We start from the raw sequence: 25,636 nt of genomic DNA on the forward strand, positions 1-25,636 counted from the left end.
CTTCAAACCCGTAGCTTCATGAAAGTAGCCGTAGTGGGTGCCACCGGTCTGGTGGGCACCGAGATGCTGAAAGTATTGGCCGAGCGCAACTTCCCGGTCACCGAACTGCTGCCCGTGGCCTCCGCCCGGTCAGTGGGCCAGGAAATCGAATTTCAGGGCAAGAAATACAAAGTGGTGAGCATGGACGACGCCATTGCGGCGCGGCCGGCGGTGGCCATCTTCTCGGCCGGCGGCTCCATCAGCAAGCAGGATGCTCCCCGTTTCGCCGAGGTAGGCACCGTGGTAATCGACAACTCCTCGGCCTGGCGCATGGATCCCAGCAAGAAGCTGGTGGTACCCGAAATCAACGCTCAGGAGCTGACCGCCAACGATAAAATCATTGCTAACCCCAATTGCTCCACTATTCAGATGGTGGTGGCCCTCAACGAGCTGCACAAGCGCTACAAGGCCCAGCGCATCGTGGTGAGCACCTACCAGAGCGTAACCGGCACCGGCAAGCAGGCCGTGGACCAGCTGCTGGAAGAGCGTGCCGGCCAGACGCCTGCCAACCCCGCCTACCCCCACCGCATCGACCTGAACGTGCTGCCGCACATTGATGTATTCGAGGACAACGGCTACACCAAGGAGGAAATGAAAATGGTGAACGAGACGAAGAAAATCTTCGGCGACGACCAGATTCGCGTCACGGCCACCACCGTGCGCATCCCCGTCATGGGTGGCCACTCCGAAGCCGTAAACGTGGAGTTTGCCGAGGAATTCGACCTCGATGAAGTGCGCGCCATCCTGCGCCGGACAGAAGGCGTGGAGCTGGTAGACGATGTAAAAAACAACGTCTACCCCATGCCCAAGGACGCCCACGGCCGCGACGCCGTATTAGTCGGCCGCCTCCGCCGCGACGAAACCCAGCCCCGCACCCTCAACCTGTGGGTGGTGGCCGATAACCTCCGCAAAGGCGCCGCTACCAACGCCGTGCAGATTGCCGAGGCCATGCTGAAAATGGGCCTGCTGACGGCGTAATTCTATTGTTAAAAAAGCAACGCCCCGTCGGTGTTACCGACGGGGCGTTGCTTTTTTAAGGTACACACGCTCTATATAAACACCGTTCCCGCAAAATCCACCACGGCGCGGCGCGTCAGCTCGGGCTCCTCGAAGTAGCCCAGGTGCCCGACGTCGCTCAGGAGCAGGGCGTGGCTTTGGGCGGGCAGGGCCAGTTGAGGCAGCAGGCTTTCGGTGGGCACCGCTACGTCGTCTTTGCCGGCAATGAACAGCACCGGGAAGCGGGCTTCGCGCAATACTCTGGTGCGGTCGGGGCGGTTTTTCATGGCTTCCAGCGCGCCCAGCACGGTGGCTTCGGGCGTGGTTTTGCCGATTTCCTCCAGGAATTCTCGCTGCTCCAGCATGCTTTCCCGGTTGGCCGGCGCAAACAGCGGCCGGATAAACGACTCCATAAACTTCTCGACGCCGTGGCGGCGCACGAAATCCATGTTCTTGGTGCGGTTGGCCTTTTTCTCCTCGGTATCGGGCAAGGCGGTGCTGTGGAAAAGCACGAGGCCGGCCACCATCTCGGGGTACCGCTCGGCGAAGGCCAGGGCCACGTAGCCACCCATACTATGGCACACCAACAGGGCCCGCTCCACGTTTTTCTGGCGCAGCTGCTCGGCCACGTACCGGGCCTGGGCCTCCATGGAATAGTCGCGGATATCCTGCACGTTGGTGCCGTGACCGGGCAGGTTCAGCGTCAGCAGCCGGTACTCAGCGGGAAACTCGCGGGTGAACTCCGTCCACACTTCGCGGGACTCGGCAAAGCCGTGGAGGAATAAAAAGGTAGGGTGAGCCGTGGGCATGAACGGAAGCGTTGCTCGGTGATGAATACGCATAGGTACGCGCATTTGCCCAATTCAGCCAATAGCACCTTCTGCGCGCCCAACCGAGCCCGAAACCAGCCACCACGCAAAACGCCCGTTTCCAGCTCAGGAAACGGGCGTTTTGCAAAGTCCTCGGCGCGGCGGGCGGCCCGATTGAACGGGCCCCAGGTGTGCGGCCCGGCGCGCGAGGTACGGAGGTTACTCGGCTTGCTTGGCGAACTGCACGCTGGCAATCAGCTTCACGTCTTCGCCTACCACGATGGAGCCGGCCTCGGTGATGCCTTCCCAGGTCAGGCCGAAGTCTTTGCGGTTGATTTTGCCACTCACTTCAAAGCCGGCTTTGGTGTTGCCGTAAAAGTCGGTAGCGGTGCCACCGTACTCCACATCGAGGGTAACGGGCTTGGTTACGTCCTTGATGGTGAGGTTGCCGGTGAGCTTATAGTCGGAGCCGGATTTGGTCAGGCCCGTCGATTCGAAGGTAATGTTGGGGTAAGCCGATACGGCAAAGAAGTCGTCGGCCTTCAGGTGCTGGTCGCGCTGCTCCTGGTTCGTGTCGATGCTGTTCACATCAAGGGTCATGCGTACCTGGGCGTTGTCGAAGGCGTCGCCTTCGGTTTCGGCCGAGCCTTCAAACTGCTTGAACGCGCCGGTAACCGTCGAAATCACGAGGTGCTTGATCTTGAACTGTACTTCGGAGTGCATCGGGTCCAGAACCCACTTGGTAGTTGCCATATTGGTACGCGGTTAGAAGGATGAAGTGAAACACGAAACGAGTCCGGCCCCGGAACCCGGCCGCCGTCATCGGGACAAATGTACATACTTCTTTCACAAATGATGTAGGTACATCATTTTATTTTTTCGTTGCCATTTTGCGACTACCTCAGCCGCACCACCGGCCGCCAGCCGGCCGGATAGCGTAGAAAGTTACCTTTGTTTCCCGCCGCTCCGGCGGCCAGATTCCGCACAGCCATGAACGAGCAACTGATTGTCAAAAACTTCGGCCCCATCAAAGACGCCACCGTGGACTTCAAGAAAGTGACGGTGTTCATCGGGCCGACGGGTGGAGGAAAAAGCACGCTGGCGAAGCTGGCGGCTATTTTTAGGAATGACAAATTTTATTCTATAACACCAAGCACAAGGGAAGAATTATTTAAGAGCAGTTCTATCAACACATTTTTTTCAAAGGATTCTAAGTTTACCTGGACCGATAATGACGGGTCCTTTTTTACGGATATTAATTTGTTAACAAAAAATATAAATAACAAATTAGTAAATACAAAACCTACAGCAAAAATAGATATTTTATTCAAAAATACTGAGAAGAGATTAAAATTTCAAAGAATATCTGAAAAATATGCCAACTCTATAAAATCCAATAAAGCCGCTGGCAATTTATTAAAACAATTAAATGATTTAATTGATAATATACCAGATCCACTAAAACCAACGTATATACCTGCTGAAAGAATCTTTTCTTCCACAATTGAGTATTCCTTAGCCGGTATTCTCATCAACAATATTGGGCTACCCAAACTATTCTTAAATTATCTAAATGAATTAAACATAGCTCGTAAAGAAGTAAAGAAATTGAAAATAGATTTTTTAAATATTACATATATACAGAGAAAAGAGAAAGACTACATAAGTTTGCAAGACACAAAAACTAGTTTGCGTTTATTTGAAGCTGCTAGTGGAATTCAATCTGTTACTCCACTTATGATACTAATAGAACACCTAACACAACAGAAAGAACAAGCACAGAGCTTCATTATAGAGGAACCTGAACTTAACCTCTATCCTACCGCGCAACAAGGACTACTAAACTGGCTTGTTGAAAAATGTACAACCGGCGAAAACGACCTAACGATTACCACGCATAGCCCCTATATTCTCTCCCACCTCAACCTTCTACTCTACGCTTATCAAGTAGCTGAAAAGCATCCTGACCGGGCGGATGATGTAGCGAAGCTTGTACCGCGGGAAAGCTGGATAGACCCAGACGAGTTTGCGGCTTATTACGTCAATGGGCCAGAAGGCAAAAATGGCGTACGCTCTCTAGTTGATAATGAAACCAAATTGATTTCACAAAACGGCTTAGACACAGTTTCTGGCATTCAAGCTGACATATTTGATCAATTACTCGATATCAATAGCGGATTCTAGATTATGATAAACGGAGTACGTGAAGCATTCCGCGACCTAATGCGCGGTAGTGCCTGCCAGGGTGCCCTAACTGATGCTGAGTTTTTTATACAAGATCCACCCAGTCCCAGTGAAGAGCCTTGTTTCCACTACCTGCCTCCTGTTCGCTCAAGATTTGATTTACAGGTATTAAATCAGAATAGCCGCTTAATTCATCTGGTCAAAATAGATAAGTGCCTGTATGCAGCTGGTGACTCTGCCCGCTGCGATTGTGCCCTTCTCGCTAGCGACCAAGCGTACTTCGTGGAGTTTAAGATGACTGACACCGATGCTACATCTGCTGGCAATGAACGCTATGCTCGGGCCAGTGACTGTATGCGCCAGCTTGAAGCAAGTATCAAAGCATTTTTTGAAAAGGGCGCTATTCCGCCAGGTTCTCTCGTCATTGCATATGCTTGCGTTGGCCGAACACAGCAAACACCGTATCCTGGAGCGGATTTTTTAAAGCTCAGCGCATCGTTTCGAGAAAGGTTTGAAGGCATTCCCATTCGGCCCCGGTTGATTATCAGCAATACTCTATCGATATAAAAAAGCCCCGCCGGACGAATCCAGCGGGGTTTTTCTATTTCAGTTCGTTCAAGTTACACCAGCACCGACTTGGCAGTTACCGCCTTCCCGCTCAACTCGCGCAAAGCGGCGGCAATGCCGGCGGCGTCGAAGCCGCACTCTTTGTACAACTCATCCTGGGTGCCGTGCTCCACGATACGGTCTGGGATGCCGAGACGCTTGAGAGGCAGGCTGTAGCCGTGGTCGGCCATAAACTCCAGCACGGCAGTGCCGAAGCCGCCGGGCAGGCAGCCATCCTCCACCGTCACCAGGGCTTTGTACTGGCGGCAGATGTGGTGCAGCATTTCCTCGTCCAGCGGCTTGCAGAAGCGCATGTCGTAGTGGCCGGGGTTGAGGCCTTCAGCGGCGAGCTGCTGGGTGGCTTTCACGGCGTAGTTGCCGATGTGGCCAATGCTGAGCACCGCCACTCCTTCGCCCTCGCGCACCACGCGGCCCGTGCCCACGGTAATTTTTTTCAGGGGCTTGCGCCACTCCGGCATCACGCCTTCGCCGCGGGGGTAGCGGATGCTGAACGGGCCGGCGTTTTCGGGCAGGGTAGCCGTGTACATCAGGTTGCGCAACTCCTCTTCATTCATGGGGGCCGAAACCACCATATTCGGGATGCAGCGCATGTAGGCCAGGTCGTAGCAGCCGTGGTGGGTGGGGCCGTCGGCGCCGGCGAAACCGGCGCGGTCGAGGCAGAACACTACGTGCAGGTTCTGCAGGGCCACGTCGTGCAGCACCTGGTCGTAGGCGCGCTGCATGAAGGAGCTGTAGATGTTGCAGAACGGCACCAAGCCCTGGGTGGCGAGGCCGGCCGAGAACGTCACGGCGTGCTGCTCGGCAATGCCCACGTCGAATGCGCGGTCGGGCATGGCCTTCATCATGATGTTCAGCGAGCAGCCCGAAGGCATGGCCGGCGTCACGCCCATGATCTTGTCGTTCTGCTCGGCCAGCTCCACAATGGTGTGCCCGAACACGTCCTGGTACTTGGGCGGCTGGGGCTTCTCGTAGGTCTTGGTGTGGATTTCGCCCGTCACCTTATCGAACAGGCCGGGGGCATGCCACAGCGTCTGGTCCTTCTCGGCCAGGGCGTAGCCTTTGCCCTTCACCGTCACGCAGTGCAGGATTTTGGGGCCCGGAATGCTCTTGAGGTCGGTGAGGATAGTGGTCAGATGCTGCACATCGTGGCCATCCACGGGGCCGAAGTAGCGGAAGTTCAGGGCCTCAAACAGGTTGCTTTGCTTGAGCAGGGTAGCTTTCATAGCCGCCTCCACTTTGCGGGCAATCTGCTGGGGGTTGGGGCCGAACTTGCTGAGCTTGCCGAGCACGTTCCACAACTCGTCGCGCACCTTGTTGTAGGTGCGGGAGGTGGTGATGTCGGTGAGGTACTCCTTGAGCGCGCCCACGTTGGGGTCGATGCTCATGCAGTTGTCGTTGAGGATAACCAGCAGGTTGGAGTTGGCCACGCCGGCGTGGTTGAGGGCCTCGAAAGCCATACCGGCCGTCATGGCGCCATCACCAATCACGGCAATGTGCTGGCGGTCGAACTCCTTTTTATAGTCGGAAGCCACGGCCATGCCCAGCGCCGCCCCGATGCTGGTGCTGCTGTGGCCCACCCCGAAGGCATCGTACGGACTTTCGCTGCGCTTGGGGAAGCCCGACATGCCGTGGTAGCGGCGGTTCGTGGGGAACCGGTCACGGCGGCCGGTGAGGATTTTGTGGCCGTAGGCCTGATGGCCGACGTCCCACACCAGCTGGTCGTAGGGTGTGTTGAATACGTAATGCAGCGCCACCGACAGCTCCACCACCCCGAGCGAAGCACCGAAGTGGCCGCCGTAAATCGAGACGGTATCTACAATAAATTGCCGCAGTTCCTGGCTCACCTGCACCAATTGGTCGGGGCTGAGCTTTTTCAGGTCGTCGGGCGAATTGATTTCCGCCAGCAGGGCACCAGGTTCGACAATCATGCTTCGGGGGTAGGAAGGGGATATTAGTAGCGTGGCAACAGATAGTTGAAGCAGAAGGTTATCGATTTCTGCTCACCGCTTAGTAGTGCCGCAGACAAAGTTACGGGTTTTCCGTTCGGGCGGTTGATGCGGCGGGAAGGTGGGCGTAGTGAAGCTGGGTCGATGGCCCTCCGGCACGTCATTCCGAGCGGAGCGAGGAATCTCGCCTGCTGACGTTGCAGTGGTAATCCAACATCAGCACGCGAGATTCCTCGCTCCGCTCGGAATGACGTTCTTTCTTTCCCCGCACCCTTGCCTCTCTCCACCTCTCCCCTACCCAAATCCGTACCTTTACCCGACCACCCGTTTTCCGTTTCCGATGCCCCAGCTAACCGAAACCCAGTCCGAAGACCAGCAGCTGCTCGACAAGCTCCGCCCCTCGCGGATTGTGCTGCCGGTACTCATCGGCCTGAGCGTGGTGGGCTTCATGTTCTGGCGCAGCTACCAGCCCGGCGACCTAGCTCCGCTGGCCAACGCCAAACCCCTCTGGCTGCTGCTGATGCTGGTGGTACTGGTGGCCCGCGACGCCGGCTACGTGTACCGCATCCGCTACCTCACCCAGAAAGTGCTGAGCTGGCGGGCTGCTCTTGATGTGATTATGCTGTGGGAATTCTCCTCGTGCGTGCTGCCCTCGGCGGTGGGCGGTACGGCGGTGGCGCCGGTGCTGCTGCACAAGGAGGGCATTCCGCTGGGCAAATCAGTGGCCTACATCATGGCCACGGCCATGCTCGACAACCTGTACTATGTGCTGGCCGTGCCGCTGGTGGTGCTCATCGGGGGTGATGCGCTGTATCCGCACGAGGCGCTGCAGGGCGGGCTGGTGGCCACGCTGCGCATCGGGTTTATTTTGAGCTACGTGTTCGTGACGGTGTACGCGCTGCTGATGCTGTACGCCATTTTCATCAATCCGCAGTCGGTGAAGCGGCTGCTGGTGCGGCTGTTTACGGTGCGCGGCCTGCGCCGCTGGCGCAACAAGGCCTATAAGATGGGCAACGAGCTGGTGCTGGCCTCGGGGGAGTTGCGCAACAACGGCCGCGCCTACTGGCTGCGGGCAGCCCTCAGCACGGCCTTCGTCTGGACGGCCCGCTACCTGGTTATCGGCTGCCTGATTGCGGCCTTTATCGACGTGAGCTGGCCGGAGTTCTGGCTGATTTTCGGCCGCAACCTCACCTACAAAGTCATTCTGCTGATTGCCATTACGCCCGGCGGCGCAGGCATTGCCGAGGGCGCGTTTCCCACGTTCTTCGGCAAGTTCATCGGCACGGCCACCATGACCAACTTCATGGTGCTCATCTACCGCGTCGTCACGTATTACCTCTACCTAGTGCTGGGCGCCGTATTCCTCCCCCGCTGGGTGGCCCGCATCTACGGCAAGCGCAAGATTGAGCAGGTGATGCATTCGTAGCCGGCATTCATTCCGCTGAACGTTGAGCTTGCTATATCCAGTGCAGTAGCCGCTGGTCGGTGGGGCGGTTGGCCTGCGCTTTTTGCAGCAGCACGGCTTCCAGCCCAAGAAGCGGCAGCCCCTGCTGCCAATGGCAGCACGCCCAGAAGTCCGGCCAGCCGAGAAATTCATTTTCGTAGGCGCAGTCGAGCACGGCCCCGGCTTGCTGGGCGCGCAGGTAGTACTTGCCCGCCAACTGCCCGGCCTGCAACGGCACAGCCACCGGCTCGCCCCAGACGCTCACGCCCCAGCCTGCCGCTTGCAGGCAGCTCACCAGTTTGGTCAGGTTATCGACCTCGAAAGGCAGCAGAATGTCGCAGTCGGCGACCAGGCGGCGCGGCAGCGCAGGCACTTGGCAGCGTAGCGCAAACGTGCCCAGCACCCCAAACACGACACCGGCGGCCACCAGCTCGTGCAACGTGCGCAGGTAGAGTCGTTCGTGAGAGGCCGTCATTCGTGAGGCGGAAAAGCTGGATGCGCCGCCGTGGGCCGGTATCAGTTGGCGGTCAGTTGTTATTTGCCGCGCTGCCGCGGCCCGGTATTTTTTCCTCAGCCTCAGCTACACGCCCTGCGGAGCGGGCAGGCAGCTCAGCACCCGACTTTGCGGGTCCCAGTCGCCGGAAAGAGTGCCGTCAGAGTGCAGGATCAGCTTTTGCACGACCTCCGTGGCGGTAGCGGCCTGCAGGGCGGGGTAGCTGGAGGTTTCAAAGATGACGTCGAGGCCCTGGTAGCGGTAATGCTCGTTGTAGTAATAGTAGCCGAAGGTGCTGCCGGCATAGTGCCAGCCGGCCCGTGGGTTTTCCAGCGAGGGTACCACGGCCGCCAGCAGGGGCTCGATGGGCACCCGCTGGGCTTCAATCCAGTCGGTAAACACGTTGGGCAGGTAGCTTCCCTCCAGCCGGCTCAGCTCCCGAAACACCACCTGCCGCACGCCCAGCCCAGCCGCCCAAGCCAGATACTGCTCGACATCGGGCAACGTAGCCACGCCCACCCGGGTGAGAATACACGAGTTCTTGATGGCCAAATGCCCGTGCAGCCAGCGCACGGTGGCCTCGTACACGGCGTTGTGCCGGATGGGCTGGTTGCGGTTGAAGCGCATGATGCCTTGGTTCACTGCTTCGTCGGGGTGGCAGCGGGAGAGTTCTAGTCGGGTCAGCCCGAAATCATGCAAGGCCAGCCCCAGGTCCGGACTGGTGGCCAGGCCGCTGCCGTTGGTGTAAAGCACCTTTTCGTCGAATACCACCCCCTCCTGCTCCAGCCCGCGCAGGCAGGCCAGCAGGTCGCGCAGCCAGCGCGGCTCGGCCGTAGCTTCCAGCCCCGACAGACTCAGGCCCAGCGGAAAGCCTCGAAAGGGCCGCAGCACCTGAGCGAGGCGGGCAAAGTACGCCGGATAATCGTCGATGAGGCGTTTGGCTGTCAGCTGGTGGTCGGCGGCACGTTGCAGCTCTTCCGAGCAGAAAGCACAATGTGCGTTGCAGCGCACCGCGTTGGCAAACGGCGTGAACGTGAGGCCCGGCCGTAGCTGCCACGCCTGCCCAAACGCCTGAAGGGCCACCGGCGCGGCCGGCTGGTACAGCCGCCACGCCGCCTGCCGAAAGTGAGCCAATTCGGCTGATGTAGCGGCCACTTGAAACGCGTTACCGAGGGAGAAAGCCATTGTGAGCAGTGAAGTTGGTGGAATGGATTGCTGACACCCGGCACTATACTGCTGCACGGCAACCTATTTGCGGTCTGCTGTTTACTTGCCCGCTTCCAATGTCGGGGCCGGCTCGGCGGGCACGGGGCGCTGGTAGGTTTGCCAGAACTCGGGGCGGTAGGGCACTTTGGCGAGCTGCCAGATACCGGTGCCGTGCAGCTCTGGTTGGGCCTTAACGTCGGGGATTTCAGTAGCTGGCACCACCGTGGGCGGCGTGTAGTATACGTCGCAGGTTTTCTGGTTGTAGAAGGGCTTGCGGCCCAATACGTGCCCGACTTCCACCGACTGCGCTACACTGGTAGCCGCGTAGTAGCGGCCAGATGTGTCTTTCTGGTACGTGACAACGTGCGTGGTGCGGTGGTCCTGATATACGGCAGGAAAGTAGTTACGAATGCTACTCCTAGTGCCGTAATATTTGTGTGCTATGGAGTTTACTTCGGCTGTATCGTGCTGCCAGAGGCTTTCGTAGCGCATCACCGCGTAGTCCTGCTGGCGCACGTATATTTTTCCCGAATAGCCGCTCACGAATCCATGGCCGGTAGCCCGCTGGTTCGCCCGCTTAGCCGCGAAACGCAATACATAGTAGGTTTCCCCACCGCGCTGCTCTATGCTGTCCAACCGCAGCAGAAACTTACCCAATGTGGCCGTCTTGAACAGGGGAGAAACGCGCACCGGATCAAATCCGCCCGAAAAACCGTAGCCTGGCTCAAGGTAGATACGACCGTCCTCTTTCCCGGTTATCAGCCGCTTTTCCTGTACGCGTGCTACTGGTTGTTTTTCCAGACTCAGAAAGCCACCTGCCCAGTGCTGGTAGCCGGCGGGTGTCCATTCCTGGCCGACATATTCCGTTTCATGGCGCAGGGTATCATATCCCATAATGCGCCGGTGCGTGTACATCTGCTGGGTATAGTCCTGCCGATCATAGTTGGTTTCGGCGGCCTTAATCACCTTTTTCATGATCCGCTTCGGGTCCTGCGACTGAGCACTGACGCGCACATCAGCCAGGGCAAAAGCTGCTGGCGCGAGGCGCACGCTCAGCGCGGCACCAGCGGCGGTCAGCGTAGCCGGTTCATAGCCGATGCTGCTCACCTGCACCAGCTCGCCCTGGCGCGCTTCCAGCCGGAACCGGCCCTGGGCATCCGTCACGGTGCCGGCGCTACGGGCGGGCACGGCCACCGTGGCGAAGGGTACCGGCTGACCCGTTTTGCGGTCGAGCACCAAGCCACTGAGCGTGAGGGTCGCGCCCCCGGTTGTGGCTGCAGGCCGTACAGTGGCCGGATTTCGCTGGCCCAGCTTGGTCGGCGGCAAGCCGGTGGCAGCTTCTATAGCTGCTGGCTGTAGGGCCGCCGCTATACTCGCAGCGGCATGCGGCGGCTCGATAGCTTTCAGAAATAGAAACCCATCTACGGCCTCGCTCCAGCGCCCAGAAATCGGCAGAAACTCGAAAGCATACGTGGTCAGGCGGCGGCCCGGCGCAGCGTGCTTCAGGCTGATAAAACTGTAGTCCTGGCCCCGGGCCAGCAGGTCGGCCTCCAGAGAACCGGGCGCGGGCGGCGGCACCGGCTGGTGCTTGCCCCAGTAGCCGAAGCCGTGGGTGCCGCCGCCGGCCAGCGTGCTGAGCACGTACACCGCGTCGGAGCCCAGGGCCGCCTTCACGGTCTGGCCCATCGGCCTGAACTCCCGTAGCTCCTCGCTTTCCAGCCCGCTTACCTTACCGGTCAGGTGCCCGATGGCGCCCCAGCAGACCACCTTTTCCTGCGGGTGCTGGCGCAGATACCACAGCAGGTTGTCGGCCATCTGGGCGTCGCGGGCGTTGCTGTCTTTGGCCTTGAACTCGGCGGAGTCCTTCACGGCCGGGTCGTTGGTGGTATAATCATGAGCCAGAGCCTGCAGGCTGCGCACCTGCTGCAGCCAGAAGGTGGCCCGCTCCCGCCGCTTGCCGTCGGGGCCGGCCGCTACTTTGGTCAGCAGCTTGCGGGCTTTGCCAAGCTGCATATCAAACAGCAGAATCTGGTGCGAGGGCGGGAAGATATTATGCTCGCCCATTGTGCTGACGCACTCGTCGAGGTAGTCGTAGGCAATGCCATCGGCACCTTTTTCGGGTTTGAGGAAAGCTTCCAACTCCTCCAGCATCTCGTCGTCGTTCCAGCTCACCTGCGAGTCGAAACCCGCCACGCGCAGGCCGCCTTTGCCCAGCAGCGGCAGCATCGCCTGAAACTCCTGCGTCTCGGTCCAGACCGGGTATACCGAGGCCGCAATGGCGGCCGGCACCGGCGCGCCCCGCTGGATTTCCCGCTCGGCGCGGTCCAGCGCGTAAAAGCCACTTTCGAAGGCCACCGTGGTAAAACCCATCCGTTCCTTCAAAAACCGCAGCAGCCGGATACGGGCATCCGTGGCCGTGCCTACGCCGTGGGTGGGCTCGCCCAGCATCACCACCCGCGCACCGCCAATTTCCTGGCGCAGAAACTCCAGATCCGCGAAGTCGGTGTCGGCGGGGCTGATGCTGCGGATCGGGTGGGTGGGCAATTGTGCAGTTACCGAAGCCGTCGTGGTGGTAGTAGTCTGGGCCAGGGCGGGAGCCGTAGCAGTGGTAAGCAGGCAGCAAGCGGCCAGCAACCTAAAATTCACACGCATAGAAATCAGGTAATTCAGAAGTAGTAATTCTACCGCCAAACTACACAAGCCATTTCAGATACGTCCTGTCACCGACTTCTTACCTGCCGTTGTGCAGGTGGCTGTACCGAAAGGCAGTCCTGACACGATCTACTATAAACGCAGAAAAGCCCTTTCGCACGAGGCAAAAGGGCTTTTCTGCGTTTTTTCGGACGGCTAGATAAACCTAGCGGCGGGGTTACTCTTTCTCGAGACGCAACTCGGCACCGGCAGCGCTTTTCAGCGTCAGCTTATCGTCGGTGAGAGTCACCACATCGAAGCTGTTGCTCTGGGCAGCACCGTCGGGAGTCATCGTGATTTTCTTGCCGGCCTGGTCGAAATCGTACTTACCGTTTACGGCACCGGCGGGCGAGGTCATGTTGTACTGGCCGTTGGCGAAGAACGTGATGCGCTCATCTTCCTGGGCGTCGGTCTGCTTCACTTTGTCGCCGGTGGCGTCCAGCTCCTTATCGGTTTTCCACACTTTGCTGGTGGCACCGTAGAGCATATTTACGCCTTCTACTTTACCTTCTTTGCTACCGCAGGAGGCAGCCGTGAAGAGCACCAGTAGCACCAAGAGGCTGGCCATGAGGCGAAGAGGGGAGGTCAGATTTTTCATGAAAAAGAGGAATAGGGTGAAAGATGTGGCAGGGAAGAAAGGCGTTGTTTTTGCGCCGATACTGCGCCTCTTACGGCAGCCTGGGCCAAGATGTTCGGGCGCGGCAAGCTCCACTATATCCGCGTTTGAACAGGACACAACTTATTATCAACCATGGCGTAAGAGGGCCTGACGGCTGGGCTTCGCGGCCTCGTCCTGCCTTTTCCCCTCCTTCCTCTTAACGCATCTACTCTTATGGGACTGTTCGATTTCCTCTCCAACGAAGGCGAAAAAAAACCGGTTGAACCCGTTAAACCCGCCGCTGGTGGGGCTACCGACTTCTTCGGCAATGCTGATAAGCCGGCCGCCGCTGGTGATACCTACACGGTAGTAAGTGGTGATTCCCTCTCCAAAATTGCCCGCAACCACTACGGCGACGGCACTAAATGGAATCAGATCTACGAAGCCAACAAAGCCATCATCGGCGCTGACCCCGACAAAATCGAAATAGGCCAGGTACTCACGCTGCCCAAGCTGTAAGTCTGCCCAACTTCTTGTTAATATACAAAAAGCCGCCTCTAAAGGGCGGCTTTTTTTGGGTCTTATGCAGGGCTGAAAGCAGTCGATACGGCGTAACCCAGCGCACCGATAACGTACTCCCGGCAGTTCGCGAAGCCGATTCCTGCATGAGTAGCATCAATGAAACCGCACGCCAGACACATCTTTAATCATCTGTTCATCAGCTCAATGCAATTACATATTATACCGTTTCCACTAAAGCGAAAGATCAATAAATATTTTCACAAGGTATTGCATATGTCAAAAATGCGCTGCTACCTTTGCAACACCAACTCGGTACTCCTTCGTTAGCGACGAGGAAGTTTTCATAGGATTTATACAGAAGTGGCGAGAGAATAGGCTCCCTGACCCACTGGCAACCTTCGACCGCGCGAAAGGTGCCAATTCCTACCCGACCAGCCATCCGGCGGCGGGGCATATAACCCAGGAGTACCATGCACAACACCCCCACTTTCGCCCAGTCTGCCCCCACCGCTCCGGCCACCTTCGGGTCTGCCGCTTTGCCGTGGGGTTTCCATGTTGCTTCGGTTGCCGCTCCGGCCACCCACCGAATGCGCGGCTGTTGCGGCGCGTGTTGTTGCTGTTGCTAGCCTAGAGTCCGGCTACGCAGCCCCCCTCCCCCTACTCCGGTTCCGGCGCTGACCGGTGGTGCCTACCACGGCACCCGGCCGCCCTCCCGCATCGTCGGGCCTTTTGGCAACCCTGCTGGTTCCGAGGCAACTGATGCGGCTCCTGCTCCGCCCAGACGGACAGTTTTCCAGCGGTTTACGCTCCCTGTTTCCATACCCAACGCCTTCTAAATCAGCCCCGTCATGTCCACGCCGAACTTCCACTTCGAGACCCTCCAACTCCACGCCGGCCAGCAGCCTGACCCCGTCACTGGTTCGCGCGCCGTGCCCATTCACCAGACCACCAGCTACGTGTTCAAGAACGCCGAGCACGGGGCTAACCTGTTTGCTCTGAAGGAGTTCGGCAACATCTACACCCGTCTGATGAACCCCACCACCGACGTGTTCGAGCAGCGCGTAGCAGCCCTGGAAGGCGGCGTGGCGGCGTTGGCAGTGTCATCGGGGCAGGCGGCCCAGTTCATTGCCCTCAATAATATCCTGCAGTCCGGCGACAACTTCGTGAGCACCAAGCACCTGTACGGCGGCACCTACAACCAGTTCAAGGTGGCCTTCAAGCGGTTGGGCATTGAGGTGCGCTTCGCCGACGGTGACCAGCCGACTACGTTTGAGGAGCTGATTGACGAGAAAACCAAGGCTATTTACCTGGAAACCATCGGCAACCCCAGCTTCAGCATTCCGGACTTTGAGGCCATTGCCGCCATTGCCCGCAAGCATGATCTGCCGTTGGTGGTGGACAACACGTTCGGGGCGGGCGGCTACCTGTTCCGCCCCCTGGAACACGGCGCGCACATTGTGGTAGAATCGGCCACGAAGTGGATTGGCGGCCACGGCACCAGCGTGGGCGGCGTGATTGTGGATGGCGGCACCTACGACTTCGGCAACGGCAAGTTCCCGCAGTTCACGGAGCCATCCGACGGCTACCACGGGCTGGTGTTCAACGACGTATTCGGCAAAAACGGCCCGTTCGGCAACATTGCCTTCATCATCCGGGCCCGGGTGGAAGGCCTGCGCGACTTCGGCCCGTCGCAGAGTCCGTTCAACTCCTTTTTGCTGCTGCAGGGTCTCGAAACGCTGAGCCTACGGGTGGAGCGCACCGTGGAAAACGCCCTGCGCGTGGCTACCTGGCTGGAGCAGCATCCGCAGGTGGAAGCGGTAAATTATCCGGGCCTGAAAAGCAGCCCTTACCATACGCTGGCCCAGAAATACCTGAAGCGCGGCTACGGCGGCGTGCTCACCTTCGCCATCAAAGGCAGCAAGGAAACCGCCACCCAGTTCATCGATAACCTGAAGCTGGTGAGCCACCTGGCCAACGTGGGCGACGCCAAAACGCTCATCATCCAGCCCTCGGCCACTACCCACCAGCAGCTTTCCGACAAAGAGCAGCGGGCAGCCGGCGTAACGCCCACGCTGCTGCGCCTGTCAGTAGGCATTGAGCATTTCGACGACATCCGGGCCGACTTGCAGCAGGCCTTCGACGCCGTGCGCAACGCCGCCACCCCCGATACGGCCGAAGGCACTCTGTTGCCCGAGCCCGAAACTGAACACGCTACCCCGCTGGAAGTGTAAAACTTGAGAGGGGTTACCGTCCGGCCGCAGGTGAGAGAGCGGCCGGACTACCACCTTCCAGCAGGTAGCGGCGGGCGTACGCCGGAGCTTTTCGTGAGAGAGGAGGCTTTGGAATTACGACGCCCGCACCTGGCCGGGGCGGAGCCGGATAATATCCGGCTCCGCCTGCGGGCCAGTTATTTTTTAGAGCGCTGAATGAAGGGAATAGCATGAGGAGTCAGCCCGAAGGAGCCAGTCTTCCGATGCATAGCCCATCATTCGCCTCTTACAATCCACCACTCAGAACTTCCCCAAATGCCTTCCGAAGACGCCCATGTGTTTCGACTGCCCCGAGCCTTACGGCTGGAAAACGGGGCCGTGCTGCCGCATGTGGAGGTAAGCTACCACACCTACGGCCGCCTCAACGCCACGCGCGACAATGTGGTGTGGGTGTGCCACGCCCTCACCGCCAACTCCGACGTGCTGGACTGGTGGCCCGGGCTGGTAGGAGCCGGCTGCCACTTCGATCCGCAGGACTGGTTTATTGTATGTGCCAATGTGTTGGGCTCCTGCTACGGGACCACCGGCCCGCTTACGCCTGACCCGGCAACGGGTAAAGCGCCTTTTCAGCATTTCCCGTTGGTGACCATTCGGGATATGGTGGCGGTCCACGAGGCCCTGCGGGAACATCTGGCCCTGGGCCGGGTGCATACGCTGTTGGGCGGTTCGCTGGGCGGACAGCAGGCCGTGGAATGGGCCGTACAGCGGCCGGAACTATTTGATAATCTGGTGCTGCTGGCCACCAGTACCCGGCACTCGGCGTGGGGAATTGCTTTCAACGAAGCCCAGCGGCTGGCCATTTTCGCCGATGCTACTTACCATGAAGCCACGCCTGACGGCGGGGCGGCCGGCCTCCGGGCGGCCCGGGCGGTAGCTTTGCTCAGCTACCGTAGCCACAGTGCCTACGGCCAGACCCAGACTGACGCCGACGACGAAAAGCTCGACGATTTCCTGGCCAGCTCCTACCAGCGTTATCAGGGCGACAAGTTGGTGGCCCGCTTCGATGCTTACAGCTACGTGGCCTTGAGCCGGGCGATGGATACGCACCACGTAGGGCGGGGCCGGGGCGGCGTGCAGGCGGCCCTGGGCCGCATTCAGGCCCGCACGCTGGTGCTCGGCATTACCTCTGATGTGCTGTTTCCACCTTCCGAACAGCAACTGCTGGCCCGCTACATCCGGGGGGCCATGTACGCCGAAATGGACTCCCAGTACGGCCACGATGGGTTTCTGATTGAAACCGCCCAAATCACCCACTTCCTCGAACGATTCTACGTCCAGACGTATGTCCACTAACACTGACGCTGCTCCTGTATCTCCCGTTTCCGTTTCGGCGGCCCAGCCGTGGCGCGTGGGCCTGATCGGCTTCGGCTGCGTGGGCCAGGGCCTGTACGATATCCTGCAGCAGCACCCCGAAGCCGGTTTCACCGTCGGCCGCATTGTAGTCAAGACACCGGGCAAAGCACGCAGCCTGCCCGCTAAGCGGTTTGAGTTCGATGCCGATGCGTTGCTGGCCGATGACTCGCTGGATGTGCTGGTAGAAGTAATTGACGACGCAGATACTGCGTTCCGGCTGGTGAGCGAGGCGCTACGCCGGGGCCGCCGGGTGGTCACGGCCAACAAGGCCATGCTGGCCCGCCATCTGCCCGCGCTGGTACAGCTTCAGCGCGAAGGCCAGGGCACCTTATTATATGAAGCGGCCGTGTGCGGCAGTATTCCGGTTATTCGTACCCTCGATGCCTACTTCGGAGCCGAGCCGCTGCGCCGCCTGACCGGCATTCTCAACGGCTCGTCCAACTACGTGCTGACCCGCATGGGTGAAGAGGGCTCCGACTACGCCCCGGCCCTGGTGGAAGCCCAGCAGCTGGGCTTCGCCGAAACCGACCCCAGCCTGGATATGGGGGCTTTCGACCCGCGCTCCAAAGCGGTACTACTGGCGGCCCACGCCTACGGGGCTTTCCTCGATCCTGAGCAAGTGCTGAACCTGGGCATTGAGGGCATCAGTGCAGTGGATATTGCCTTTGCCGCCAGTCAGGGCCAGAAAATCAAGGTGGTGGCTGGCCTCCAACGACTGCCCGACGGCCGCGTGACGGTGCTGGTGACCCCGCAGCTGGTCGGCCCCGAGTCGCCGCTGTACACCGTGGATCATGAATTCAACGGCGTGGTGATTGAGGCCGATTTTGCCGGCGAGCAGTTTCTGCGGGGCCGGGGAGCCGGCGGGCACCCCACCGGCTCGGCCGTGCTGGCTGACCTGGCCGCTTTGCGCCAGGGATTTGCCTACCAGTATCCTAAAGCTGTCGAAGCACCGGAGTACGCCTCCGACCTGGAAGTGGAAATCTACCTGCGCACCGACGAGGACCGTATCATCGACCTACTCGATTTCAGTGAAATTTCCGAGGAAGCCGATGAGGACGAGTACGTAGTAGGCTACGTGGCCCTGGCCCACCTCATTCGGCACCGCGACACGCTGCGCAAATACGGCGCGTTCATCGTACGCACCGGCCGCCTCCGCCCCGTCAGTACCGACGAGCTGGTGGCCGAGGTTTCGGCCTAGTGACCGAAGGGCCGCACCGCTAACCTACCCTGCCCGCAACTCTTGCCCCTAACCTATGCAAAAGCCCTTGATGTCGCTCCGACGTCAGGGGCTTTGCATGGGTCAGCCAGTTTGTAGCGGGAAGCCCCTACTTCGCGCGGTGCCGAACGATGTCAGCTCAATAGCCCCAACGATACGCAAAGCAAAGACTCCCCGCTATTTTGGCGGCGCGGCGGCACCAGTGGCCTCCGGAGCAACCGGGGCCGGCTGCCGCACCGAATCGGGGGCGGCTTTCAGCAGATTAGGTTGCCAGACCAGGACCGGCGCGGGCGGCACTTGCAGCCCGATGCGGCGCGGCAGCAGCAGGGCGGTTACCTGCGCTTCGCGGCGGGGGGTAAGGGCCGCCGCCAGTAGAGGCCCAGGCGCGCCAGGGCCGAGCAATGGCCGCAGGAAGTCGCGCACGGCGAAGAAAGCGGAGTCAATATACGTGGGCTCGAAGGAGTATGGAACGTGGCCGGCCCCGCGCAACCTACGCAGTACGTTGGGCACGCCCACCGCGTTAGCACGCAAGCGCAATGCCCCGCTGCCGTACACTAACTGGGCCGGCAGCTGCGCCCCGATGGTACCTTTCGCGTAGGGCACCAGTCCGTCGCGGGTGCCGTGCACGCTGCAAAGGGGCGGGTCGCCGGCTTCCAGCCAGCTGGCCCGGGCCAGGGCGCCGCACAGGTTTACCACTCCACGCGGGCGGCTACTGTAGCCCGCGTTGCCGCCGTTGCCTTCCAGACCGCCCAGCGCGGCAATATCGAGATAAGCGGGTACTTCCGAAAGCTTGTTGAGGTAGCCGGTTTGCAGGGCCATGAACCCACCGGCCGAGGAGCCGCCCACAAACACGTACTGCGGATGTACCCGAAACCGCCTAGCCGTAGCCGCGTCGTGGCGGAAGAAACGTACGGCTGCCCGCATGTCCTGCGTAGCCCGGATAGCTGCCCGCCCGATGCCTACGGTATCAAACGGAAAGAAATAGAGCCGGTAATCAATAGTGGCCGTGACGTAGCCGAGGCGGGCCAGCCGGGTGCAGAGAGCGGTCATCACGGCATCGTCGCGGGTGCCGGTGAGGAAGCCGCCCTCGTGGGCCAGCACCACCAGCGGCCGGCGCCGTACCGTGTCGCCCACGGGCTCATACACGTCCATGTACAGCGTCTGAGGCAAGCCGAGTATGGTGGTGACGTGGGCAAATTCCACATCGTGGCGTACCTGCACCTGCCGGAAAACCGGCCGATAGTAGCGGCCCCGGGTGGTGTCGATGGGGGCTTTCTGGGCCCGGGTAGTCAGGGGAAGCAGACAGAGTGCCAGCAGTACCAGCAGGTAATATTTCATCCGTAACAGCCCATCCAGATCAGGCCGGCCCAAAGATACGGCGTCGCTACCCAGCGGCAGAAACTTCGGGCCTGACCTTAGTCAAATACCACCCGACGCGAAGCCAACCCTTCGGTGCGCAACAGATAGGTACCAGCGGGCAGGTTTTCGCGCGGCACCAACAGTTCAGGCTGCTCCCACCGGAGGCGGCGTACTATGCGGCCAGTAGCATCCAGCAGTTCCGCCGATTGACGCCGAAACAGCTGCGCGGCGGGCCACTGCACCCGGATGGCGTCGGTAGCGGGCACCGGAAATACCTGCGGGGCCGTGGCAGCACTGGTTTTTACCGCCGTAACGGTAGCCGGTTGCCGCAGCAAGGGCCGCAGAAAGTCGCGCACGAAGCGCGTGGTAGTATCCAGATACGCCGCAGCCGCAGCACTACTGCCGCTGTAGGGTACATGGCCGGCCCCTTTGAAGGTGTATAACGGATTGGCTACTCCTACCGCCGTGGCCCGCACTTTCAGCACGGCGCTGCCGTACACTTTCTGGGGAGGCAGGCCACTTCCCACGGTGCCGGCACCATAAGGCACCACCGCGTCGGCGGTACCGTGCAGGCTCACGAATGGCACATTTCCGGCCTCAATCCACCACGGACGGCCCAGGGCCCCGCACAAATTGATAACGCCCTGCACGTTGCTGGCGTAACCGGGGTTGCCGCTGCTACCTTCCAGACCGCCCAGAGCAGCCAGTCCGAGGTAAGCAGGCACTTCCGACTCCTTATCCAGATACCCGGTTTGCAGAGCCATGAATGCTCCTGCCGAAGAGCCGCCGGCGTAAATAAAGCCGGGGTGAATACGGTAGGCTTTGGTGGTAGCCGCGTCCCGACGGAAAAAGCGGACGGCGGCGCGCATATCCTGCGTGGCCCGAATAGCAGCCCGGCCAATATTCACGGTGTCGAAGGGCAGAAACAGCAGACGGTAATCAATGCTGGCTGTAACGTAGCCCATGCGCGCAAAGCGGGTACAGAGCTCCACTATTTCGGCATCAGTCCTGTTGCCCGACACAAACCCGCCGCCGTGCGCAAACACCAGCAGCGGCCGGCGGCGCACCGTATCACCCACGGGCTGGTACACGTCCAGCCGCAGATTCTGGTTGTTGCCCAGGAAGTCGGGGGCCGCGCCGTACGTTACATCCTGCGTACGGGTGACCGTGGCAAAGATGGGCCGGTAATAACGACCGCCGGTGGTATCAATCCGGGTTTGGGCGGTTCCCGTTCCCGGGTTCCACAGCCAGAGAAGTACGATGGCAAGGAGAAGTTTTTCATCTGACGGGACAATTTGACTTAGATACTATTTAATATAATTATTTCAGAAAGCAATTTCCTTTTTCTACACTTATAGTCGCATTCTGAAGCAATACGCGGCGCGGTTGAGTAGGTTTACGGACTCAGCTGCTACGTTTTATGCCTACCACTCCTCCTCCACTCCAGCCCGGCGACCAGGTTGCCATTGTGTGTCCTGCCCGCAAAGCCTCGCACGAGGAATTGGCGGCGGCCGTAGCCACCCTCGAAAGCTGGAACCTGCGCGTGGTGTTGGGAAGCAGTACCAACGTGGCGCATCACCAGTTCGGGGGAGACGACGAAGTGCGCCGCCAGGATTTCCAGCAGCAGCTTGACAACCCCGAAATCCGCGCTATTCTGTGCGCCCGGGGTGGTTACGGAACCACCCGCATCATCGACGGTATCGACTTCAGCCGGTTTGCTCAGGAGCCGAAATGGATTGCCGGCTTCTCCGACATTACCACCCTCAACTGCCACCTGCTGCGGCGTGGCCACCAAAGCATCCACGGCGTGATGCCGCTGCTGTTTCATCTGGAGGGCGGCTCCGCTTCGTTGGAAAGCCTGCGCCGGGCTTTGTTCGGGGAGGAAATCAGCTACGTGGCCCCGGCGCACCCGCTCAATCAGTTCGGCACGGCCACCGGTGAGCTGGTAGGCGGCAACCTCAGCATTCTGCAAACCCTCACCGGCACGCAGTCGGAGGTGCCCACGGCCGGCCGCATCCTGTTTCTGGAGGATATTGATGAATATCTGTATGCCATTGACCGGATGCTGGTGCACCTGGACCGTACGGGCAAGCTGGCCGGACTGGCCGGACTGCTCGTCGGCCACTTTACCAATCCTCAGGACAATACCGTGCCCTACGGCCAGAGTCCGGGCGAAATCATCAACCATTACGCCACGCGCTATGGCTTTCCGGTGGCCCACGGCTTTCCGGTGGGCCATGAGGCCGACAACCAAGCCTTGATCGTAGGGCGGGAGGCACGCCTCACCGTAACTGCCGAAGGCTCCCGTCTGGCGTATAGCTAACACCCTGCAACCTGCAAGTAATATGTCCGTCATCATTCGTTGCGTAGCTGCCCCGGAGTTTCGGCAGCACATAAGCGCTCTGCTTGAACTGCTCCGCGACGCGGTGGATGCGGAGGCATCCGTAGGCTTTCTGCCCCCGCTGGCCGCGGCCGAAGGGCAGGCCTTCTGGGAAGGCGTGGAGGCAGCCGTTGCGGCCGAAACCACGCTGCTCCTCGTTGCGGAAGAAGCCGGGCAGCTGACCGGCACCGTACAGCTGGTGCTGGCCACCAAACCCAACGGCCTGCACCGCGCCGAAATATCCAAGCTGCTGGTTCACTCCCGGGCCCAGCGGCGCGGCATCGGCCGCCAGCTCATGCTGGCGGTGGAGGAACTGGCCCGGCAGCACGGCCGCTCCACCGTGGTACTGGATACGCTGCAGGGTGCCGGCTCGGAGCAACTCTACCAACGCCTGGGGTATACCGCAGCCGGCGCCATTCCGGCTTTTGCCCGCGTGCCCGGCGGGGAACTGGCGGCTACGGTGGTGTATTACAAGCTGCTGGAATAACGATTTTACCAAGCACATAACAGACACAAAAAAGCCTCCGCAAGCTGATGCGGAGGCTTTTTTACCGAAACCGTATTCGATCCTACTCGCTGTACAGCACCGTGAGCAACGTTTGGCCTACCGCTTTAAGGGTGCGCCGGTCAATGATGCTCATGTTGTCCTGAGTGGTGTGGTGGTAGGGCTGAAACTCGCCGTTGGGCAGGAAGTCGATGATGTCGATGGTGCGGATACCGGCCTGGTTGGTAAACACGTGGTCATCGGTGATGCCGTAGCCATCGGCAAACAGGAAATTATCGGAGAATCCCAGCTCAGCCGCCGTATTCCACACTTTGTCCACCACGTCGCGGGCCTTTTGGCGGGACAGCTCTTCCCGGCTGAACTTACCGCCCTTGGCTCCTACCATATCCAGCAGAATGCCATAATTGGGCTTGTAGTTGGCTGGCAGCAGGTTTTTGGCCCAGTACTGGGAGCCTAGGCACCAGGATTCCTGGCTGCCGAGCAGGTTTTTCTTCTCGCCCTGCGTGCTGCCGTCGTAGCCGTAATCCTCCGAGTCGAACAGGATAAAATCGACCCCGACGCCGGGGGCCAGGCTATCCTGTTGCGCGCCCAGCACCCGGGCCATTTCCAGGGCCACGGCCACGCCGCTGGCCCCATCGCAGGCCCCGTCGAGGGGCGCGTTTTTCTTGTCCTTATCCTTATCGGCGAAGGGGCGCGTGTCCCAGTGGGCGAAAATGGCCACCCGGCGCGGAGCCTGGGGCATGTACTGGGCAATGATGTTGCGCGACTTGAGCATTTTGCCATCAAACGCCATAGCCTCAAACGGCTGCTCCTTCACCGTCAGGCCGGCTTCCTTGAATTTGCGGATAATCCAGTCGCCGGTTTGGACGTGGGCCGGGGTGTTGGGTACCCGCGGCCCAAAAGCTACCTGCCGGGCCGTAAACGAGTAGGCCGAGTCGGCATTGAAATCCGGAGCCTTGGGTACGGCGGCAGTAGCGGCATCGGTAGTTTCGGCGGTGTCTTTTTTAGCGGGACACGCCGTGAGCAGTAGCAGACTGGCCAGGGCAGCCGGGGCAAGGCGAAAGAGGTTCATACCAGTGAAGAAAAAATGTCGTGCAGCGGCGGCGCCGGAGCATCACGCGTGCTAATGTTGCAATGGCAATTATATACGATTATGCACGAGCGAGATGCTGCGGCAGCGCCGCTGCATAACGTTCAGACGCACCTTTTTACTCCTCGCTATACGCCCAGTCGACGCCGGCTTTGGTGTCCTTCACCACAATACCCTGCTCTTTGAGCGCGGCCCGGATCTGGTCTACTTTATCGTAGGCTTTGGTGGATTTGGCTTCCTGATAGAACTCCAGGGTGAGGCGCAGCAGGTCTTCGGCACTGGCGCGGGGCTCATCTACCAGGCCCAGCACGTCCTGCACTAACGTCTGGTAGGCATCGGTGGCAGTTTGTACGGCGGCAGCACTCACCGTCGCCAGCGTGGCCGGGTTGGCGGCAAAACCATTGAGCTTGCGCAACAGATTGAACAGGCTGGCAATGGCGCGGGCCGTGTTCAGGTCGTCGTTGAGGCCGGTGTAGCAGTCCTGCACCAGCTTCTGCAGCTCCGCGTCGGCGGCAGCAGTATCAGGGGCTTTTCCTTCGGCTACGGGTGCTACCGTGCGGGCCTTGATAACGTCGGGCGAGAGGCTGAAGTCACGCAGCTTGTCCAGCAGCCGCAGACCGTTCATGAGCTTGCGGTAGCCTTTGCGGGCCGCCTGTAAGCCTTCGTCGGTAATATCCACGGTGCTACGGTAGTGGGCCTGCATCAGGAAGAAGCGGGCCGTCATGGGCGAGTAGGCCTGCGCCAGCGTGGCGTTGCTGCCGTCGAAGAGCTGGCTGATGGTGATGAAGTTGCCGAGGCTCTTGCTCATCTTGGCTCCGTTTACCGTAATCATGTTGTTGTGCATCCACACCTGAGCCTCGTTGGTAGGGTGGTTGCAAGCCTGGCTCTGGGCAATTTCGCACTCGTGGTGGGGGAACATGAGGTCCAGCCCGCCGCCGTGAATATCGAACTCGGCCCCGAGGTACTTGCGGCTCATAGCCGAGCACTCCAGATGCCAGCCGGGAAATCCGTCGCTCCAGGGCGAGGGCCAGCGCATGAGGTGGCGCTCATCGGCTCGTTTCCAGAGGGCGAAATCCAGTGGGCTGCGCTTTTCCTCCTGCCCCGCCAGGTTGTCGCGGGAGCCGGCCAGCAGTTCTTCCACCACGCGGTTGGAAAGCTTGCCGTAGCCCCGGCCGGCCGCGTTGTAGGCGGGCACATCGAAATACACCGAGCCGTTGGACTCGTAGGCAAACCCATTTGCAATAATTTCCTCCACCATCTGAATCTGCTCGATGATGTGGCCGCTGGCCCGGGGCGTAATATCGGGCGGCAGGCAGCCCAGCACCTCCATATGGTTCTGGTAGAGGTTGGTGTAGCCCTCGGCCACTTGCATCGGCTCTACCTGTTGGGCCCGGGCAATCTTCCCGATTTTGTCTTCGCCTTCGTCGGCGTCGCCTTCCAGGTGGCCCACATCGGTGATATTGCGCACGTAGCGCACCGTGTAGCCGAGGTGGCGCAGGTAGCGCGTCAGCACATCAAACACCACTGGTCCGCGGGCGTTGCCTACGTGGGCCTCGTTGTACACCGTGGGGCCGCACAGGTACACGCCCACGAAGGGCGCATTGAGGGGCTCGAAGGCGGCTTTGCGGCGGGTGAGGGTATTGTAGAGCGAGAGTGTGTGCTGCATAGGGTGCAAAAGTAACCGCAGTTTTTGCAGAATGGGTGGAGGGCACAGATTTTATAACCCGAGCCGGCAGCCAGCGCGGCATCGGCCTTGCATAACCGCGCTGGGGGCAAAATGGCGACAGGAACTGCTAAAAAACAGGCAACAAAGTTTTAAACCCGGCATAAGCGGTACAAACCATTTTGCGTGCAGTCTATAAAGTTCAGCTGGCAGTATGTCGATTCAGCCAATCGGCATATAATTGA

General features: G+C 59.9%; 21 protein-coding genes and 1 riboswitch. Of the genes, 10 read left to right on the top strand and 11 right to left on the bottom strand.

Annotated elements, in window-relative coordinates; all coding sequences use genetic code 11:
* The first annotated feature begins 18 nt into the window (after nt 1-18).
* Entirely contained in the window at nt 19-1,017 is a 999-nt protein-coding gene (locus tag EI293_RS03030; RefSeq protein WP_125435549.1) for an aspartate-semialdehyde dehydrogenase, read from the top strand.
* Nucleotides 1,018-1,088: 71 nt separating this feature from the next.
* On the opposite strand, the gene EI293_RS03035 is transcribed toward EI293_RS03030, so the two are convergent.
* Complete coding sequence (locus EI293_RS03035) at nt 1,089-1,844, bottom strand: alpha/beta fold hydrolase (RefSeq protein ID WP_125435551.1); 756 nt, start codon at nt 1,842-1,844, stop codon at nt 1,089-1,091.
* 219 nt (nt 1,845-2,063) lie between these two features.
* Nucleotides 2,064-2,597 carry a YceI family protein gene (locus EI293_RS03040; RefSeq protein WP_125435553.1) on the bottom strand — a complete coding sequence of 178 codons (534 nt, stop codon included), beginning with the start codon at nt 2,595-2,597 and terminating at the stop codon, nt 2,064-2,066.
* 237 nt (nt 2,598-2,834) lie between these two features.
* Here EI293_RS03040 and EI293_RS03045 point away from each other — a divergent pair, with 237 nt between their 5' ends.
* Nucleotides 2,835-4,028: an AAA family ATPase gene (locus EI293_RS03045; RefSeq protein ID WP_125435555.1), complete on the top strand. Its 1,194-nt coding sequence runs from the start codon at nt 2,835-2,837 to the stop codon at nt 4,026-4,028.
* 3 nt (nt 4,029-4,031) lie between these two features.
* On the top strand, nt 4,032-4,595 hold the full coding sequence (locus EI293_RS22010) for a hypothetical protein (protein ID WP_170170217.1): 564 nt from the start codon (nt 4,032-4,034) through the stop codon (nt 4,593-4,595).
* Between the two features lie 53 nt (nt 4,596-4,648).
* On the opposite strand, the gene dxs is transcribed toward EI293_RS22010, so the two are convergent.
* A complete protein-coding gene (gene dxs / locus EI293_RS03055) occupies nt 4,649-6,583 on the bottom strand; it encodes a 1-deoxy-D-xylulose-5-phosphate synthase (RefSeq protein ID WP_125435559.1) in 1,935 nt (644 codons plus the stop codon).
* Nucleotides 6,584-6,941: 358 nt separating this feature from the next.
* On the opposite strand from dxs, the gene EI293_RS03060 reads away from it, so the two are divergent.
* Nucleotides 6,942-8,027 (top strand): lysylphosphatidylglycerol synthase transmembrane domain-containing protein, encoded by a 1,086-nt coding sequence (locus EI293_RS03060; protein WP_125435561.1) that lies wholly within the window; start codon nt 6,942-6,944, stop codon nt 8,025-8,027.
* Between the two features lie 31 nt (nt 8,028-8,058).
* On the opposite strand, the gene EI293_RS03065 is transcribed toward EI293_RS03060, so the two are convergent.
* The 4 genes from EI293_RS03065 to EI293_RS03080 form a co-directional block, all read right to left on the bottom strand.
* On the bottom strand, nt 8,059-8,520 hold the full coding sequence (locus tag EI293_RS03065) for a hypothetical protein (RefSeq protein ID WP_125435563.1): 462 nt from the start codon (nt 8,518-8,520) through the stop codon (nt 8,059-8,061).
* A 105-nt stretch (nt 8,521-8,625) separates the two neighbouring features.
* Nucleotides 8,626-9,723, bottom strand: a complete 1,098-nt coding sequence (locus EI293_RS03070; RefSeq protein WP_125435565.1) for a radical SAM protein — start codon at nt 9,721-9,723, stop codon at nt 8,626-8,628.
* A gap of 81 nt (nt 9,724-9,804) precedes the next feature.
* Nucleotides 9,805-12,396, bottom strand: coding sequence for an erythromycin esterase family protein (locus EI293_RS03075; protein WP_125435567.1), 2,592 nt, complete (start codon nt 12,394-12,396; stop codon nt 9,805-9,807).
* Between the two features lie 217 nt (nt 12,397-12,613).
* Nucleotides 12,614-13,033, bottom strand: coding sequence for a lipocalin family protein (locus EI293_RS03080; protein WP_125435569.1), 420 nt, complete (start codon nt 13,031-13,033; stop codon nt 12,614-12,616).
* 234 nt (nt 13,034-13,267) lie between these two features.
* Between EI293_RS03080 and EI293_RS03085 the strand changes: the two genes are divergently transcribed.
* From EI293_RS03085 to EI293_RS03100, 4 genes are all read left to right on the top strand, one after another.
* Complete coding sequence (locus EI293_RS03085; protein ID WP_125435571.1) at nt 13,268-13,552, top strand: LysM peptidoglycan-binding domain-containing protein; 285 nt, start codon at nt 13,268-13,270, stop codon at nt 13,550-13,552.
* A 350-nt stretch (nt 13,553-13,902) separates the two neighbouring features.
* Nucleotides 13,903-14,016: riboswitch (SAM riboswitch) on the top strand.
* A 387-nt stretch (nt 14,017-14,403) separates the two neighbouring features.
* Nucleotides 14,404-15,786, top strand: coding sequence for an O-acetylhomoserine aminocarboxypropyltransferase/cysteine synthase family protein (locus EI293_RS03090; protein WP_125435573.1), 1,383 nt, complete (start codon nt 14,404-14,406; stop codon nt 15,784-15,786).
* A gap of 294 nt (nt 15,787-16,080) precedes the next feature.
* A complete protein-coding gene (gene metX / locus EI293_RS03095) occupies nt 16,081-17,118 on the top strand; it encodes a homoserine O-acetyltransferase MetX (RefSeq protein ID WP_125435575.1) in 1,038 nt (345 codons plus the stop codon).
* Nucleotides 17,108-18,376 (top strand): homoserine dehydrogenase, encoded by a 1,269-nt coding sequence (locus EI293_RS03100; protein ID WP_125435577.1) that lies wholly within the window; start codon nt 17,108-17,110, stop codon nt 18,374-18,376. The genes metX and EI293_RS03100 overlap by 11 nt, the downstream gene beginning before the upstream one ends.
* Before the next feature lie 195 nt (nt 18,377-18,571).
* On the opposite strand, the gene EI293_RS03105 is transcribed toward EI293_RS03100, so the two are convergent.
* Both EI293_RS03105 and EI293_RS03110 read right to left on the bottom strand, forming a co-directional pair.
* On the bottom strand, nt 18,572-19,732 hold the full coding sequence (locus EI293_RS03105; protein WP_125435579.1) for an alpha/beta hydrolase: 1,161 nt from the start codon (nt 19,730-19,732) through the stop codon (nt 18,572-18,574).
* A gap of 77 nt (nt 19,733-19,809) precedes the next feature.
* Nucleotides 19,810-21,048, bottom strand: a complete 1,239-nt coding sequence (locus EI293_RS03110) for an alpha/beta hydrolase (protein WP_125435581.1) — start codon at nt 21,046-21,048, stop codon at nt 19,810-19,812.
* Nucleotides 21,049-21,173: 125 nt separating this feature from the next.
* Here EI293_RS03110 and EI293_RS03115 point away from each other — a divergent pair, with 125 nt between their 5' ends.
* Both EI293_RS03115 and EI293_RS03120 read left to right on the top strand, forming a co-directional pair.
* Nucleotides 21,174-22,076, top strand: coding sequence for a S66 peptidase family protein (locus EI293_RS03115; protein WP_125435583.1), 903 nt, complete (start codon nt 21,174-21,176; stop codon nt 22,074-22,076).
* A 22-nt stretch (nt 22,077-22,098) separates the two neighbouring features.
* On the top strand, nt 22,099-22,620 hold the full coding sequence (locus EI293_RS03120) for a GNAT family N-acetyltransferase (protein ID WP_125435586.1): 522 nt from the start codon (nt 22,099-22,101) through the stop codon (nt 22,618-22,620).
* 82 nt (nt 22,621-22,702) lie between these two features.
* Here EI293_RS03120 and EI293_RS03125 read toward each other — a convergent pair whose 3' ends face one another.
* Together EI293_RS03125 and cysS are read right to left on the bottom strand one after the other, a co-directional pair.
* Nucleotides 22,703-23,710, bottom strand: coding sequence for a M28 family peptidase (locus EI293_RS03125; RefSeq protein WP_125435589.1), 1,008 nt, complete (start codon nt 23,708-23,710; stop codon nt 22,703-22,705).
* 136 nt (nt 23,711-23,846) lie between these two features.
* Nucleotides 23,847-25,394, bottom strand: a complete 1,548-nt coding sequence (gene cysS, locus EI293_RS03130) for a cysteine--tRNA ligase (protein WP_125435591.1) — start codon at nt 25,392-25,394, stop codon at nt 23,847-23,849.
* Nucleotides 25,395-25,636: the final 242 nt, after the last annotated feature.

It is taken from the genome of Hymenobacter perfusus (assembly GCF_003944765.1).
In the GTDB taxonomy this organism is placed as follows: domain Bacteria; phylum Bacteroidota; class Bacteroidia; order Cytophagales; family Hymenobacteraceae; genus Hymenobacter; species Hymenobacter perfusus.

Excerpts from the sequence above, each read along its gene's own strand:
- EI293_RS03030 (WP_125435549.1), top strand. The coding sequence starts at position 19 with ATGAAAGTAGCCGTAGTGGGTGCCACCGGTCTGGTGGGCACCGAGATG.
- EI293_RS03035 (WP_125435551.1), bottom strand. The coding sequence starts at position 1,844 with ATGCCCACGGCTCACCCTACCTTTTTATTCCTCCACGGCTTTGCCGAG.
- EI293_RS03040 (WP_125435553.1), bottom strand. The coding sequence starts at position 2,597 with ATGGCAACTACCAAGTGGGTTCTGGACCCGATGCACTCCGAAGTACAG.
- EI293_RS03045 (WP_125435555.1), top strand. The coding sequence starts at position 2,835 with ATGAACGAGCAACTGATTGTCAAAAACTTCGGCCCCATCAAAGACGCC.
- EI293_RS22010 (WP_170170217.1), top strand. The coding sequence starts at position 4,032 with ATGATAAACGGAGTACGTGAAGCATTCCGCGACCTAATGCGCGGTAGT.
- dxs (WP_125435559.1), bottom strand. The coding sequence starts at position 6,583 with ATGATTGTCGAACCTGGTGCCCTGCTGGCGGAAATCAATTCGCCCGAC.
- EI293_RS03060 (WP_125435561.1), top strand. The coding sequence starts at position 6,942 with ATGCCCCAGCTAACCGAAACCCAGTCCGAAGACCAGCAGCTGCTCGAC.
- EI293_RS03065 (WP_125435563.1), bottom strand. The coding sequence starts at position 8,520 with ATGACGGCCTCTCACGAACGACTCTACCTGCGCACGTTGCACGAGCTG.
- EI293_RS03070 (WP_125435565.1), bottom strand. The coding sequence starts at position 9,723 with ATGGCTTTCTCCCTCGGTAACGCGTTTCAAGTGGCCGCTACATCAGCC.
- EI293_RS03075 (WP_125435567.1), bottom strand. The coding sequence starts at position 12,396 with ATGCGTGTGAATTTTAGGTTGCTGGCCGCTTGCTGCCTGCTTACCACT.
- EI293_RS03080 (WP_125435569.1), bottom strand. The coding sequence starts at position 13,033 with ATGAAAAATCTGACCTCCCCTCTTCGCCTCATGGCCAGCCTCTTGGTG.
- EI293_RS03085 (WP_125435571.1), top strand. The coding sequence starts at position 13,268 with ATGGGACTGTTCGATTTCCTCTCCAACGAAGGCGAAAAAAAACCGGTT.
- EI293_RS03090 (WP_125435573.1), top strand. The coding sequence starts at position 14,404 with ATGTCCACGCCGAACTTCCACTTCGAGACCCTCCAACTCCACGCCGGC.
- metX (WP_125435575.1), top strand. The coding sequence starts at position 16,081 with ATGCCTTCCGAAGACGCCCATGTGTTTCGACTGCCCCGAGCCTTACGG.
- EI293_RS03100 (WP_125435577.1), top strand. The coding sequence starts at position 17,108 with ATGTCCACTAACACTGACGCTGCTCCTGTATCTCCCGTTTCCGTTTCG.
- EI293_RS03105 (WP_125435579.1), bottom strand. The coding sequence starts at position 19,732 with ATGAAATATTACCTGCTGGTACTGCTGGCACTCTGTCTGCTTCCCCTG.
- EI293_RS03115 (WP_125435583.1), top strand. The coding sequence starts at position 21,174 with ATGCCTACCACTCCTCCTCCACTCCAGCCCGGCGACCAGGTTGCCATT.
- EI293_RS03120 (WP_125435586.1), top strand. The coding sequence starts at position 22,099 with ATGTCCGTCATCATTCGTTGCGTAGCTGCCCCGGAGTTTCGGCAGCAC.
- EI293_RS03125 (WP_125435589.1), bottom strand. The coding sequence starts at position 23,710 with ATGAACCTCTTTCGCCTTGCCCCGGCTGCCCTGGCCAGTCTGCTACTG.
- cysS (WP_125435591.1), bottom strand. The coding sequence starts at position 25,394 with ATGCAGCACACACTCTCGCTCTACAATACCCTCACCCGCCGCAAAGCC.